The sequence below is a fragment of the Candidatus Latescibacter sp. IFSED24 genome (assembly GCF_058273205.1).
On record NZ_CM177850.1, the window covers coordinates 1,223,486 to 1,237,057 of the forward strand.

The window sequence follows — 13,572 nt, forward strand, 5'->3', positions numbered from 1 at the left end:
CGCCCCGACTCCTTGAGAAGGAAAGCGAGTTGCTCGATCGGTTACCCGGCCTCCTGTTCCGGCTGGGCAAGCGTTCGTTCGACATTGCGGCCGCCATCTTCGGGCTGCTCGTGCTGGCGGTGCTCTTGCCCGTTCTGGCCCTCATCATCAAGCTGGACAGCCCGGGACCGGTCTTCTACTCGCAGGAACGGGTCGGCCACAATCGCCGACGTCGCCGGGTGGGTGGCGAACACCAGGAACGGCGCAAGGTCCTGCAGCCCGGTCGTCCCTTCCGGATCCACAAGCTGCGGACCATGTGCAGCAACGCCGAGGCCGGCGGCGCCCAGTGGGCCACCAAGGGCGATCCGCGAGTGACGCGCGTGGGCCGCTTCCTGCGCAAGACGCGGCTCGACGAACTGCCGCAGTTCTGGAACGTGCTCAAGGGCGAGATGAGCCTGATCGGGCCACGACCCGAACGGCTGCATTTCATCCGACAGCTCGAGAACGAGATACCCCATTACCACGACCGCTTGCTGGTCAAGCCGGGACTGACGGGGCTGGCCCAGGTCTGCAACGGGTACGACGACTCGGTGGAAAGCGTGGTGCGCAAGGTCGAATACGACCGCACCTACATCCAGCGCTGCGGCCCGCTCACCGAGATGGGCATCCTCCTGAAGACGGTGCGGGTGGTGATCAAGGGCGAAGGTGCGCGCTAGGCGTATTGCCCTTGCCTGGATCCGACGCGGCCACCATAATCGAGGTGGCCGCGTCGTTTTCGTCTCCAACCAACCTGGTGCGCCGACCCCATGCAACCGCACGTCCTGATCATCGATGACCAGGAGGCCATCCGCCTCTTCCTGGCCGCCACGCTCCAGTCCCGGGGTTATCGGGTCACGACGGCAGGCACCGGCGCCGAGGGGCTCGAGGCGGCGCAGGCAACGCCACCGGACCTGGTCCTGCTCGATCTGCGGTTGCCGGACGTGGGGGGGCTCGAGGTGCTCGCCGCACTGCGGGAGCGGATGCCCACTGTCCGGGTGGTCGTCCTCACCAGCTACGGCCGCAGCGAGGCTGCGGCCGAGGCCATGCGCCTGCAGGCCTTCGACTTCGTCACCAAGCCGGTGAATCTCGACCAGTTGCTGGCCGTGATCCAGCGTGGTCTCGAGCTGGGGGAGTCGGTCCGCCGGAAGTCGGCCACCGATCTGGCCACCGACCTCTTCGCGGTCATGCCCGAGGCCGTGCCCGGGCGGGCGGCCAGCATGCAGCCCATCTACGAGATCGTCCGCAAGGTCGCTGCCGGCGGACGTTCCACGGTCCTGATCCAGGGCGAGAGCGGCGTGGGTAAGGACATCCTGGCCCAGATCATCCATCGCAACTCCCCGCGCCGCGACTACCCGTTCCTGGAGATCAATTGCGCCTCCCTGCCCGAGCAATTGCTCGAGAGCGAGCTCTTCGGCCACGAGCGCGGGTCTTTCACCGATGCCAGCCAGCAGAAGCTGGGCTTGCTCGAGCTGGCTCATTCGGGGACACTGTTCCTCGACGAGATCGGCGAGATGCCGCTGCCGATCCAGGTCAAGCTGCTCCGGGTGCTCGAGAAGATGTCGTTCCGACGCGTGGGAGGACTGGAGGACATCCAGGTCGATGTGAGGATCATCGCCGCCACCAATCGAAATCTCGGAACACTTGTCAGCGCAGGGGCTTTCCGCGAAGACCTCTACTTCCGTCTGAAGGTCATCCAGCTACCCCTGCCGCCCCTGCGCGAACGCCGGGAGGACATCCCGGCCCTGGCCAGGCATTTCCTGCGGCGTTACAATGAGGAGTTCGAGCGGACGTTCCAGGACTTCAGCGAGGACGCCATCGACGCCCTTTGCAGCCAGCCCTGGCCTGGAAACGTCCGGCAGTTACGGAACACCATCGAGCGGTCGGTCCTGCTGGAAACCGGAACCAGGATGGCCCGGAAGCAGTTGCACTTCGACACGTCGCCGCTGGATCTGAGGGACCAAGAGGATTCGCTGTCCGGGGCGCTGACGGCGGCGCTGGAGGATCCACTGCCGCCCGACGGTATCGACCTCGTCGGCCTGGAGCGCCGCTTCGAGCTGGCCATGATCCGCAAGGCCCTGGCCACGGCCGGCTCCAACCAGTCGCAGGCCGCGAGACTGTTGCGTCTGGGGCGTGATCGGCTGCGCTATCGACTCAAGAATCATGGCCTGGAGAAAGGGATCTGAGCCCATGGCAAGGATGGGACAGGGGACGGTCCGGTGGATCTCGACCAGCATGGTGTTGCTGACCAGTCTGGCCGTTGGGGGCTGCGGCGTGTACTCGGCCAGCAGCGGCCGGGTCGATCAGAACATCCAGCGGGTGGCCGTGGAATATCTCGAGAACAGGACATCCCAGCCCGATCTGGGCATCACCATGTCCGAACTGATCATCTTTGCGCTGCAGCAGGACAACACGTTGAAGGTGGTGGACCGGGAGGTTGCCGACAGCATCATCGACGGCACGGTCACGCACTATCGGCTCCGCCAGGCCTCCATCTCCGGCGACCAGCAGGTGGACGAGTATCAGGTCCAGATCGCCGTGGAGCTGACCTTCCTGATCAAGGCGACGGGGGAGACCATCTTCGAGCACCGCCGTTTCACGGGAGTCGGCAACTACTTTCTCAATGATAGCGAATCCGACGAGAGCACCGCCCAGGCCGACGCAGCGTCCGAGATCACGAAGGACGTCCTGGCCGAAGTCGTCGAGGACTGGTGATGGCAAAGAGTCGATCACGATTGCCCGGTTTCGAGGAACTCCTCAATCAGGACCTGAAGACCGGTGACTTCAGGCCAGTCTACGTGTTCGACGGCGAGGACCAGCTGCGGATCGAGCAAGTGGTCGCGGCCATCCGCAGCAAGGCCCTGGACCCGGCTGCCGCAGCCTTCAACGAGCATGTCCTGCAGGGAGATCAGATCGGCTGGGAACATGCGCTCCAGCAGGCTCAGGGCTTTCCCATGCTGGGTGGCCGCCAGCTGGTCTGGGTCCGCCACGCCGACGCCATCAAGAGCAACAAGGACGATCCCGGCGAGCGGGCGCTGGCGGGTTATCTGGCCGCACCGCTGGAATCCACCATCCTGGTACTGACGGGACAGAAGTTCGACGGCCGCAAGAGCTGGCTCGTCGCGGCCAAGAAGGCCGGCTTCCACTTCCACTTCGAGGCGCCCCGGGGGCAGGCCCTCATGACCTGGGTCCGCAAGGCGGCCGAGAAGGCCGGGTTGAATCTTGATCATGCCGCCAGTGAGGTCCTGATCGCGCTCGTGGGCAACGACCTGCAGGGGTTGCGGGTCGAGATCGAGAAGCTGGCCTTGCTCCAGGAATCGCGGGGCAAAGCGCCTGCAGCCGACGAGATCCCGGCGCTGGTCATGGATCAGGCCCAGCTCGAGATCTTCGGCATGACCGATGCCATCGGGCCCGGCCGCGCCGCAGAACTGGTCCGGATCTGGATGCGGCTGTCGACCTGGGGTTCCGATGCCTATGCCTTGACGCCCCTGGTCTCATCGCACCTGCGCAAGTCGGCCCTGGCCGCGGCGTGCCAGGAGGACGGCATGCCCGACGCTGCCGTTTCCTCGGCCACGGGCATCAATGCCTGGGTATTGAGAAACAAGATCAAACCGTTGATCGACCGTGTCGGCGTGGACGGCTGCCGTCGCGCCCTCGAGGCCGGGCTGAATTGCGAACGCAGTCAGAAACGCCGGCCATTGCCGCCCGAATTGTCCTTCGAGCAGCTATTGTTCGAGATCACCCGCCAAGAATGACTCGAGATGGCTCGCTGCGGCGAGTCCTGGAAAGGAGCGACATGTCCGAGATTCTCAAGGATTTCACCGACGGCGATTTCGAGGCGACCGTGCTTCAGAGCGACAAGCCCGTCCTGGTGGATTTCTGGGCGCCCTGGTGCGGCCCGTGCAAGGCCATGACCCCGACCATCGAGGATGTCGCTCGCGAAACCGATGGCCAGTGGATCGTCGGCAAGATGGACATCCAGAGCAACCCGCAGACGGCCGGGAAGCTGGGAATCCGTTCGATTCCCGCACTGATGTTCTTCCAGGGCGGCGACTGCAAGGCCACCCTGATCGGCAGCCAGAAGAAGGACGCCATCATCGACAAGATGAAGGAAGTCACGGGATAGCAAGCAGCGGGGCCGGAATGGCCCCGCTATTCCACGGGCTCAACTAAACATAATATACATTATGCGCAATTTATGAAGTCGCGCTTGTATTCGGAAGTGGCGCCGTCGCTTATCTCCCCTGCCAGGTTCTAGAGCTTCTCGTTGGACGTGCGCTCGTGGATCGGCACGCGGTTGGCGAGGTCCTCGAGGCCGGCGATCTCGAAGCTCTCGCCGCTGAGCGCCTTGACGAAGCCGAGGACCGAGATGCCGATGAAGAACAGCCAGTAGGCCAGGTGCAGGACGATGCTCACCAGGACGCCCATGACCGGGACCAGCTGGAAGGCCGCTTCCAGGACCCAGACGAGCAGGCCGAGGACGACCTCGGCAAAGACCAGGGTGAACCCCTGCCGGCAGTGGGCCGCCAGGTACGCGCTGCGTTCCCGCATGAGGATGGGAATGACGACCAGGACGCTGAGATAGCAGAGCGCACCGAGCCAGCGGTCGCGAATGGTGGGTTCCTCGGTCATGGCTCTCCCCTACCGTTGGCGGGTGGCGGCCGTCCGGCGACGGCCGCCAACGCGAACACTAGCGGCTCAGGATCCGGGCGACCTCGATCCGGTTGTCGAGCTCGTCGCCTAGGACCTGGCGGTCCCCGGCGGCCACCTCGCTCCGCAGAGCCTCGAGCAGCGCCAGGGCCTCCTGGCCTCGCCCGGCTTCTTGCAAGAACTCGGCCTGCCGCACCGTACGCTGGAAGTAGACCTGATCGGAAAGATCGTCGGTGATCAGGGACGCGAGCGCATCGGCGGCCTCGCCGGGCCGACCGGCGTCGGCCAGGGCGGTGACGCGCAACATCTGCAGGTTCTTGTGGGCCGGGTGGTTCGCGGGAATATCGGCGGCGTACTCGTCCAGGCGTGCGAGAGCGCCCTCGGCGTCCCCCAGGCCGATGAGGGCCTGGACCAGATTGAGGCGGGCATACTTGGCGAACTCGCTGCCACCGTGCTTCTCGATGCAATCCTGCAGCGGGCCCATGGCCATCTCGTACTCACCCTGGGTCAGCAGGGTCTGCCCCTGGTAAAGCATGTAGCTGGCCTCGACCCTGGCGGCCGCGCGTCCCTTGCTGAGATAGGATCCGCCGACCAGCAGCACGACCACCACCAGCAGGCCCACGCCCACGGCGGTCGCATTGCGCTGGAGGAATTCCAGAGCCCGTTCGGTCTGAGTGATGAACGAGTCCTGCTTGAGAGACTTCTTCGTGAATTTCTGGGCGGCCACTTCGCTACCTCGCTGAAAAGTCGGTCGTTGTCTCGAATCCCACAGCCGACAATGATAAGCCATGTTGCGGGAATTATCCACTGCGGGCTGGAGCCGGTCCACTTTCCGCCGGCCGACCGATTGGAACTGGACGACACCAGCCCGGCGGCCCATCCTTTGGAGACCTCCCCCGGCCTCGACGAAAGCGAGTGGGCTTGTCCTTGTTCCGACGCCGGCACCGGCTGCAGGGCGTGAACTACCTCGACCTGGTGCCCCGACACGTGGTCGATGCGTCTCCCGAGAGCGATTTCGGCCGGGTGATCCTGCTCGTCCCCCGTTACCGCGATTTCCTCTATTCCCGTCTGGTGCAGCCGTTCCTGCGCGGTGACAAGCGCTGGATCAAGGTTCCCCTCGATCCGCGCGGCAGCTGGTTGTGGGAGCAGGTGGATGGCCGGCGGACGGTGGGCGAACTGGCGCGGGGATTCCGGGAGGCGTTTCCGGAGGATGAGGAGCAGGTCGAACAGCGCGTCAGCCAGTATGTGGCGGCGCTGGTGGGGAATGGGTTCCTGGCGGTGGCGGAGCCGATTGGCGTCGGTGAGGATCCGCAATGACGGTGGTACCCCCGGCGGGACTCGAACCCACGGCCCCCAGATTAGGAATCTGGTGCTCTATCCAGCTGAGCTACGGGGGCACCGTCAATCTAGCGGGCGCCCAAGATAAGCCGCCTCAAGCGTACTTCACAAGCGAAAACACCGGCGCGTCGGTCAGCTTCGTCCGACCGGCCAGGTCCTCCAGCTCCACCAGGAACAGGTAAGCCGCCACCTCCGCCCCGCACTTGCGCACCAGCCGGCCGGTGGCCGCTGCGGTGCCGCCGGTGGCGAGCAGGTCGTCCACCACCACCACCTTCTGCCCAGGCTGGAAGCTGTCCGCGTGGACCTCGATCTCGGCCGTGCCGTACTCCAGCGCGTAGCTCTCCCCCACGGTCTGGCGCGGCAGCTTGCCCTTCTTGCGCACCAGGACGAGGCCGCGGTCGAGCCGCTGGGCCAGCGGTCCGCCGAACACGAAGCCGCGGCTCTCGATGCCGGCGAGGACGTCGCAGGGCGTGCCGGCGATCAGCGCGGCCAGGCCGTCGGTGGCCGCCGCGAAGGCCGCGGGATCCTCGGTGATCGGGGTGATGTCGCGGAAGAGGACCCCCGGGACGGGGAAGTCGGGGATGTTGGCGATGACGCTCTTGAGATCCATGGTCAACCTTTCGGTGGTTAGTCGAGCAGGCGGTCGGGACGGATGGCCTTGCTGTGGTGCCGCAGTTCGATGTGGAGATGCGGTTTGGCCGTCGGATCGGGCGGTGGCGCCGTGCGGCCGAGCAGATCGCCGGCCAGGATGCCCTGGCCCGGCTGCCAGGGGACGCTGTCAGGGTCCAGGGGGCCGAGCACCGTGTGGTAGTCGGCGCCGTGGTCGATGATGGCCAGGGTGCCTATGTCGTCCATGGCGGCGAGGAAGCGGAGCACGCCGTTGGCGGGGACGATCACCTCGCTGCCCACGGGCAGGGCCATGACGACGCCGGTGCGGGGCATGATGATGCGGTCGCGCTGGTAGGGGCCGAAGTCGTGGATCACGCGGCCGCGCTGGCGGAAGGGTCGCTGCCAGCGGATGTCGGCGGCCCGGGTGTGCGCCAGAGGCCGTCGGATCTCGAGGCGCTGGCCGGGCTGGATCAGGTCGCCGGACAGGTCGTTGGCCCGGCGCAGATCGGACAGGGTGGTGCCGAAGAGCTCGGCGATGCGCGTGAGGTGATCGCCGCGGCGGACCTCGTACCAGGCCGGGCCGCCCTCGGCGTCCGCCAGCGCCGGCAAGGCCAGCATCACGGTCGTCAGGAACAGCGACAGGGATCTAAGAGGTGCGCGCATCGGGCTTCCGGGTGGCGATGATGGAGAGTCGGGTGGACTCGGAAATGCTAAACCCGCAGTCGCGTCGGTCCAACCGGAAAAGCAGCAGGGCGTGACCGGAAGATCGCGCCCTGCGCTCGATTCTGGCTGGTCGGGGCGGGGAGATTTGAACTCCCGACCTCCTGCTCCCGAAGCAGGCGCGCTAACCGGGCTGCGCTACGCCCCGACCTGAGGAGGGCAAAAGGTAGTCATCGCGTCAGGTGGCGTCAATCCCAAAGCGCGATGACCCCCAGCGAGGCCAGGGTCATCACCGTGCCGGCGATCAGGATGCCCGCGATGATGCACGGGATGGAGTAGCGCAGCGGCAGCTTCATCATGTAGGCGGCCACCGAGCCGGTCCAGGCCCCGGTCATGGGCGCCGGGATCGCCACGAAGAGGATCAGGCCCAGGCTGCCGTAGCGGCGGATCACTCCCGAGCGCTTCTCGGTGCGGGCGAAGAGCCAGGTGAACAGACGATCGAAGAACGACCAGCGCCGCAGAAGCCGTTCGAAGGGACCGAGCAGGGTCAGTAACGGATAGACCGGCAGGAAGTTGCCGAGCACGGCCCACAGGTAGATGGCCAGCCAGCGCTCGGACCCCATGAGGTAATGACCCAGGGGAATGCCGCCGCGCAGCTCGAGGATCGGCAGCATGGAACACAGCAGGATGGCCAGCGGCGGCGGCAGATTGGCCGCGGCCCAGTGCTGGACGGCTTCACGCACGGGAGTCCTCCTCCAGCCCCCGCAGCAGGGGCACGAACTGGCACGGGACCGACTTCTCCACCACGAGTTCGCCGCCGCGGCGGCAATAGCGGTAGAGCTCCTGTTGCGGGCCCTGGCCCACGGGGATGAGCAGCCGGCCTCCGTCCTTCAGCTGGCCGCCGAGCCCCTCGGGCAGCCCCGGGGCGCAGGCGGTGACGATGATGGCGTCCCAGGGGCCTTGCTCCGCGAGACCGAAGCTGGCGTCCCCCGGCAGGACGGTGACGTTGGCGCAATCCTGCGCCGCGAGCTGGGCTGCGGCCCGCTCGGCCAGGGGCACCACGCGCTCCACGGTCACCACCTCACGACAGAGCAAGGACAGGATGGCGGCCTGGTAGCCGCTGCCCGTGCCCACCTCGAGGGCGCGTTCGGAACCGTCCAGCTCGAGGAGCGCTGTCATCAGGCCGACGATGAAGGGCTTGCTGATGGTCTGGCCGTAGCCGATGGGCAGGGCGCAGGGTTCGTAGGCGCGGTGCTGGAGGATCTTGGGCACGAAGCAGTGCCGGGGCACCGTCTCCAGCGCCTTGAGCACGGGGCGGTCGGTGATCCCGGCCCGGCGGATCTGCTCGTCGACCATGCGGCGCCGCGCCACGGCGTAGTCGCGCCTCATCGTTGCGGCGGCTCCTCGTCCGTGAGCGGCTGGTTGGCGCCGCGGGTGGGGCCCTCGAAGGTGAGGCCCTGCGGGGCACGGCTGGCCAGGGAGAAGCGGTCCTCGTCCGCCGCGAAGGCCGGCTCGCCGGGCAGCCCTTCGCGCGCCAGGCCGTCCAGGGCCTCGCGGGTGCGGTGGTCGGTGAGGTCGGTCTTCAGCGGCGTCAGGCTGGCGTAGCCCGCGCGGACCGCGGCGTAATCGCTGCCCTCGAGCGGGGACCAGTTGGGTCCCTTGCCAGCGATCCAGACCAGCGGCTTGCCGCGCGGATCGATCATGTCGTTGACCACGTCGTAGTAGTGGCGGGAACCCTGGCGGGTGATGCGCACGCCCTTGAGCGAGGACTCGGGGCCGTTGGGCACGTTGATGTTCCACATGGTGCCGGGCGGCAGCGGGTTGGCGATGAGCTCGGGCAGGAGGCGGCGCGCGAGCGCGGCGGCGGCGCCGAAGTCGCTGGGACTCCAGTCGGCCAGGCTCATGGCCGCGGCGGGCAGGCCCTGCACGCAACCCTCCATGGCGGCGGCCACGGTGCCCGAGTAGTGCACGTCCTCGCCGAGGTTGGGACCGTGGTTGATGCCGCTGAGCACGAAGTGCGGCGGGTCGTCGCGCAGGATCTTGCCCAGGGCCACCAGCACGGCGTCGGTGGGCGTGCCGCTCACCGACCAGCGGTGCTCGCCCCTGGCCTTGATGCGCAATGGCTCGTGCAGGGTCATGCAGCGACTGGTGGCGCTCTGCTGGGTGGCCGGCGCCACGGTGCTGGTGCGGATGCCGGGCAGGTCGGCCAGGGCCTCCTCGAGCACCTTGAGGCCGAAGGCGTCGATGCCGTCGTCGTTGGAGATCAGGATGTGGGTGGTGGTCATGTCTATCGCGCCTTCTTGGGCTCCCGGCGGCTCATGAGCAGGATGCCCACGAGCCGGAAGAAACGCCCGGTGTCGATGAACGGGTTGATCGAGCTCTTCTCGTCGCCGTAGACCGTGGTCACCGGCGCCGAACCGATACGGCAGCCGCGGCGCGCCAGGCGCACCAGGACCTCCGACTCGGTGTCGTACCGCGTGGTCCGCAGCTCCAGACCCTCGAGGCTGGCCACGCGGAAGAGCCGGTAGCCGTTCTGGGAGTCGGGAATCCGGACTCCGGCCAGGCGACTGACGACCCACGAGGTGAACTCGTTGGTGCGCGCGCGCAGCCAGGGCATGTCCGCGTTGGCGTCCATGCGGTTGCCGACAATGACGTCGAAATCCTCCGCGAGGGCCACCGCCATGAAGCCGGCCATCTCGCCGGGCAGGTGCTGGCCGTCGGCGTCCATGGTGTAGACCCACTCGAGGCCGGCGTCCACCGCCCAGGCGAATCCGGTGGCCAGGGCCCCGCCCTTGCCGCGGTTCTCGGGATGGACGCTCACCTCCACACCCGCCTGGCGCGCCACCTCGGCGGTGCCGTCGCTGCTGCCGTCGTCGACCACCAGGATCCGCAGCTCGGGGTCCTGGGCGCGGATGTCGGCGATGACCTGCGTCAGGAAACGGGCGGCGTTGTAGGCGGGCAGGATGACGCCGGTGCCGGGCATTTCAGCTCCCCTCGGCGATCTGGTTGCGCAACTGCGCGATGTGGCCTTCCACCCCGCGCGTGAACTCGTCGTCCACGGGGTCGAGCTTCAACGATGCTTCCAACTCGGTCAAGGCCTCCTCCAGGCGGCCCTGCGCGCGCAGGGTGTCCCCCAGCCACGCCCGGAACTCCATGCGCTCGGGAAAGGCCTCGCAGGCCTCGCGATACAGCTTCTCGGCCGCGTCGACCTCGCCCCGCTCGCGGTAGATGTGGAAGCCGAGGGTGGTCCAGCCCAGGGGCTCCTCGGGGTGGGCCACGATCTGCTCGAGCCAGTGCTGGTAGGCCGCATCCGGCCGACCCACGCTGTAGGCGAGCACGCCGTGGTTGAGGTGCCAGCGGGGGTGGCTGTCCGCGTCGGTGGCGGTCAGCAGGTCGTGGGCCTCGCCGGTCTCGCCGTCGAGAAGGAGCAGGTGGGCCAGCTCGACGCGGAACCAGTCGGGCCGGTCGCCATGCTCGATGGCCGCCTTCAAGAGCGCCCGGGCCTCCCCCTGCTTGGCGTCCACGAACAGGCGCATGGCGCCCCCGGCGACCACCTCGGGCGTCCAGCCGAAGACGTCCAGGAAGACCTGAACCGCGGCACGGGGCCGCAGTTCGAACTCGCTGGTGCGCAGAAAGTGGCCGGCCGCGCTGGCGTGCAGGTCGGTGACGGCGAGGCCGTCGACGTGGTCGAGGCACTCGTTGCAGACCGCACCGGGGAGGTTGGGCAGGAATCCGGCACCCGCCGAGAAGATCTCGTCCTGACGCACGACCTCCAGCATCCTGTCGCAACTGCAGCAGCGGGGCGCCTGGGGCAGCCAACGGTGGGCCATCACGGTACCTCCGGTGAGGTGGGAGGTCGGTTCTACGAGACAAAAAAAGAGCCGGTCCCGGGGACCCGCTCCTGCGAGATGCAAAGCTGGTCGGGGCGAGAGGATTTGAACCTCCGACCCCTTGCCCCCCATGCAAGTGCGCTACCGGACTGCGCCACGCCCCGACCATTCGCCGGCGACCCGCCGGCAGGGGGTTCCCCTTTCGGGGATCGGAAATGTAACAAGAGGTCCCCCACGGCACAAGGTCGATTTTCACAACTGCGGTTCAACTCTGGGCCTTGCGCGCCTTCCTGGCCGGCGCCAGATCCCGGAGCAGTTCCTGGATTGCGGTGAGCTCCTCGCGGATCACCGCCATTTGCTGGTGCTGGTCGAGCTGGCCGAAGGTCATGGCAAGCTGCTGGGGAGCATCGCTGGTCTTTTCCGAGGACTGCCGCCGCTGCTGCAGCGTCTTGCGCGCACCCGCGATCCGGTAGCCCTCCTCGTAGAGCAGGGTCTTGATGGCCAGGACTTCCTCGATATCGCGGCGCCGATACCGGCGGCTGCCGCCCCGGTCCTTGCGCGGCCGCAGAGTGCTGAATTCGCTCTCCCAGTAGCGCAGCACGTGCGGCTTGACCCCGGTCAGCTCGCTGACCTCGCTGATGGTGTAGTACAGCTTGCCGGAGAGATCGGGCATCTCGGCCATGCCGGACACCTTCCGCTTGGGGTCAACGCTCGGGGTCGGCCTCCGAGCGCGGCACCCGCGACATGAGGTCGCGGATGGCCCGCATGGGCGCCTTGTCCTCGAACAGGACCTCGTGAACCGCTTTGACGATAGGTAGTTCTATACCAAACTTCTCACCCAACTTCAAGCCCGCTTGCGTCATGTAGAAACCCTCGACGACCTGCTTGGAGCCGTGGAGGATGGCCGACGGGTCCTCGCGTCCGAGCGCCACCGCCTCGCCGAAGTTCCGGTTGCGGCTGTGGCGGCTGATCGCGGTGGTGATCATGTCGCCGATGCCGGCCAGGCCGAAGCAGGTCTCCTGCCGGCCGCCCAGGGCCACGGTGATGCGGGCCAGCTCGGCCATGCCGCGGGTCATGACGGTGCCGCGGGTGTTGTCCCCCATGCCGAGGCCGTCGCAGAGGCCCACCGCCACGGCGATGACGTTCTTGAAGCCCGAGGAGATCTCCACGCCGAGCATGTCGTCGTTGGTGTAGACCCGGAAATAGGGCCCCGAGATGAGCCGCTGCCATTCCTCCCAGTCGAAGCCGGGATCGCCGGCGAGCACCAGGGCCGTGGGCATCTCCATGGCCACTTCCTCGGCGTGGCTGGGTCCCAGGAGGACGGCCACCGGGTTCTCGTGCCCCCCCTGCCGCAGTTCCTCGCGGATCACCGCGCTCAGCGGCTTGAGGGTACCCAGCTCCAGGCCCTTGGCCAGGTTCACCACGGGGATGTTGGGCGGCAAGGCGCCGGTGGCAGCCACCTGGGCCATCACGCCGCGCACCGCCTGGCTGGGCACCACCGCGAACACGGCCTCGGCGCCCAGCAGTGCCACCTTCAGGTCGAGGGTCGCGCCGACGTTGGGCGGCAGGCGGAAGTCGCCGAGGAAGTCGGGGTTCATGGCGGTGGAGTTGATGCTGGCGATCTGGTCCTCCTCGATCCCCCACATCGCCACCTCGTCCCACTTGTGGGCGAGGTGGCGCGCGAAGGCGCTGCCCCAGCTGCCGGTGCCCAGGATGCAGGCCTTCATGACGGATCCTCCTCTTTCTTCCCGGTCGGCGGCGCGTCGCCGGCAAGCTCCTGCAGGGCGGCGTCGGCGGCCCGCCTGGCGACCTCGATATCGTTGCCCTCGTGTCGGAGCGGCTTCTCGGTGCCGTCCTGCAGGCGCCGGATGTTGGCGCGGTGGCGCCAGATGACCAGGAAGGCCAGCACGAACGAGAAGATGATCAGCGTCAGGCTGAAGGGCTTGGGTGACCGGACCTCGAAGAAGACCACCGCCCAGGGGAACACGGCCGCGGCGCAAAGCGAGCCCAGCGAGACGATCCTGGTGGCGAAGAAGACAGCCAGGAAGATGCCGAAGGCCACCAGGACCGGGAACGGCTCGAGGATCAGGAACACGCCGAAGGTGGTGGCGATGCCCTTGCCGCCCTTGAAGGCGACGAACGGCGAGAAGCTGTGGCCGAGGATGGCCAGCAGGGCCGCGATGATCCGGTACATGTCGCCGGTCAAATGCAGGGGCAGCGTCTGCCCCTCGGGATACGTGCCGACCACGATGGAGGTCAGCACCACGGCCAGGGCGCCCTTGGCCATGTCCAGCACGAGGCAGAGACCACCCCAGGTGGCACCGAAGTTACGGTAGACGTTGGTGGCGCCGAGGTTGCCGCTACCGTGCTCGCGCAGATCGATCCCCTTGACCCGCTTGCCGATGATGAGGCTGAAGGGGATGGCGCCCAGCAGGTAGCTGAAGACGAGGCAGGCGATGATCAACATGGG

Annotated in this window: 18 protein-coding genes and 3 tRNA genes; 6 read left to right on the forward strand and 15 right to left on the reverse strand. The window is 67.3% G+C overall.

Annotated elements, in window-relative coordinates; genetic code table 11:
• Positions 1–29 precede the first annotated feature (29 nt).
• From IFSED24_RS04940 to trxA, 5 genes are all read left to right on the forward strand, one after another.
• Positions 30–695 (forward strand): sugar transferase, encoded by a 666-nt coding sequence (locus IFSED24_RS04940; protein WP_491334105.1) that lies wholly within the window; start codon positions 30–32, stop codon positions 693–695.
• Positions 696–785: 90 nt separating this feature from the next.
• A complete protein-coding gene (locus IFSED24_RS04945; RefSeq protein WP_491334106.1) occupies positions 786–2,201 on the forward strand; it encodes a sigma-54-dependent transcriptional regulator in 1,416 nt (471 codons plus the stop codon).
• A 4-nt stretch (positions 2,202–2,205) separates the two neighbouring features.
• Positions 2,206–2,730 (forward strand): LPS assembly lipoprotein LptE, encoded by a 525-nt coding sequence (gene lptE, locus IFSED24_RS04950; RefSeq protein WP_491334107.1) that lies wholly within the window; start codon positions 2,206–2,208, stop codon positions 2,728–2,730.
• Complete coding sequence (gene holA, locus IFSED24_RS04955; RefSeq protein ID WP_491334108.1) at positions 2,730–3,770, forward strand: DNA polymerase III subunit delta; 1,041 nt, start codon at positions 2,730–2,732, stop codon at positions 3,768–3,770. Before lptE ends, holA begins: the two co-directional genes overlap by 1 nt.
• Before the next feature lie 41 nt (positions 3,771–3,811).
• Positions 3,812–4,141: a thioredoxin gene (gene trxA / locus IFSED24_RS04960; RefSeq protein ID WP_491334109.1), complete on the forward strand. Its 330-nt coding sequence runs from the start codon at positions 3,812–3,814 to the stop codon at positions 4,139–4,141.
• Between the two features lie 128 nt (positions 4,142–4,269).
• On the opposite strand, the gene IFSED24_RS04965 is transcribed toward trxA, so the two are convergent.
• A complete protein-coding gene (locus IFSED24_RS04965) occupies positions 4,270–4,647 on the reverse strand; it encodes a hypothetical protein (protein ID WP_491334110.1) in 378 nt (125 codons plus the stop codon).
• Positions 4,648–4,705: 58 nt separating this feature from the next.
• A complete protein-coding gene (locus IFSED24_RS04970; protein WP_491334111.1) occupies positions 4,706–5,392 on the reverse strand; it encodes a tetratricopeptide repeat protein in 687 nt (228 codons plus the stop codon).
• 194 nt (positions 5,393–5,586) lie between these two features.
• Between IFSED24_RS04970 and IFSED24_RS04975 the strand changes: the two genes are divergently transcribed.
• Positions 5,587–5,982 (forward strand): PqqD family protein, encoded by a 396-nt coding sequence (locus IFSED24_RS04975; protein WP_491334112.1) that lies wholly within the window; start codon positions 5,587–5,589, stop codon positions 5,980–5,982.
• 3 nt (positions 5,983–5,985) lie between these two features.
• On the opposite strand, the gene IFSED24_RS04980 is transcribed toward IFSED24_RS04975, so the two are convergent.
• The 13 genes from IFSED24_RS04980 to plsY form a co-directional block, all read right to left on the reverse strand.
• A tRNA-Arg gene (locus tag IFSED24_RS04980) sits at positions 5,986–6,062 on the reverse strand.
• A 35-nt stretch (positions 6,063–6,097) separates the two neighbouring features.
• Positions 6,098–6,613 (reverse strand): adenine phosphoribosyltransferase, encoded by a 516-nt coding sequence (locus IFSED24_RS04985; RefSeq protein ID WP_491334113.1) that lies wholly within the window; start codon positions 6,611–6,613, stop codon positions 6,098–6,100.
• Between the two features lie 17 nt (positions 6,614–6,630).
• Positions 6,631–7,275: a murein hydrolase activator EnvC family protein gene (locus IFSED24_RS04990; RefSeq protein ID WP_491334114.1), complete on the reverse strand. Its 645-nt coding sequence runs from the start codon at positions 7,273–7,275 to the stop codon at positions 6,631–6,633.
• Between the two features lie 127 nt (positions 7,276–7,402).
• Positions 7,403–7,480, reverse strand: a tRNA-Pro gene (locus IFSED24_RS04995).
• Between the two features lie 40 nt (positions 7,481–7,520).
• Complete coding sequence (locus IFSED24_RS05000; RefSeq protein ID WP_491334115.1) at positions 7,521–8,015, reverse strand: COG2426 family protein; 495 nt, start codon at positions 8,013–8,015, stop codon at positions 7,521–7,523.
• Positions 8,008–8,661: a protein-L-isoaspartate(D-aspartate) O-methyltransferase gene (locus tag IFSED24_RS05005; protein ID WP_491334116.1), complete on the reverse strand. Its 654-nt coding sequence runs from the start codon at positions 8,659–8,661 to the stop codon at positions 8,008–8,010. Before IFSED24_RS05005 ends, IFSED24_RS05000 begins: the two co-directional genes overlap by 8 nt.
• The gene (gene surE / locus IFSED24_RS05010; protein ID WP_491334117.1) at positions 8,658–9,557 is read right to left on the reverse strand and encodes a 5'/3'-nucleotidase SurE; all 900 of its coding nucleotides are present in this window, start codon (positions 9,555–9,557) and stop codon (positions 8,658–8,660) included. Before surE ends, IFSED24_RS05005 begins: the two co-directional genes overlap by 4 nt.
• A gap of 2 nt (positions 9,558–9,559) precedes the next feature.
• Positions 9,560–10,255, reverse strand: coding sequence for a glycosyltransferase family 2 protein (locus tag IFSED24_RS05015; protein ID WP_491334118.1), 696 nt, complete (start codon positions 10,253–10,255; stop codon positions 9,560–9,562).
• Position 10,256: 1 nt separating this feature from the next.
• A complete protein-coding gene (locus IFSED24_RS05020; RefSeq protein WP_491334119.1) occupies positions 10,257–11,102 on the reverse strand; it encodes a tetratricopeptide repeat protein in 846 nt (281 codons plus the stop codon).
• Between the two features lie 87 nt (positions 11,103–11,189).
• A tRNA-Pro gene (locus IFSED24_RS05025) sits at positions 11,190–11,266 on the reverse strand.
• A gap of 101 nt (positions 11,267–11,367) precedes the next feature.
• Positions 11,368–11,784: a MerR family transcriptional regulator gene (locus IFSED24_RS05030; protein WP_491334120.1), complete on the reverse strand. Its 417-nt coding sequence runs from the start codon at positions 11,782–11,784 to the stop codon at positions 11,368–11,370.
• A 22-nt stretch (positions 11,785–11,806) separates the two neighbouring features.
• Positions 11,807–12,829: an NAD(P)H-dependent glycerol-3-phosphate dehydrogenase gene (locus tag IFSED24_RS05035; RefSeq protein ID WP_491334121.1), complete on the reverse strand. Its 1,023-nt coding sequence runs from the start codon at positions 12,827–12,829 to the stop codon at positions 11,807–11,809.
• Positions 12,826–13,569, reverse strand: a complete 744-nt coding sequence (gene plsY / locus IFSED24_RS05040; protein WP_491334122.1) for a glycerol-3-phosphate 1-O-acyltransferase PlsY — start codon at positions 13,567–13,569, stop codon at positions 12,826–12,828. Before plsY ends, IFSED24_RS05035 begins: the two co-directional genes overlap by 4 nt.
• Positions 13,570–13,572: the final 3 nt, after the last annotated feature.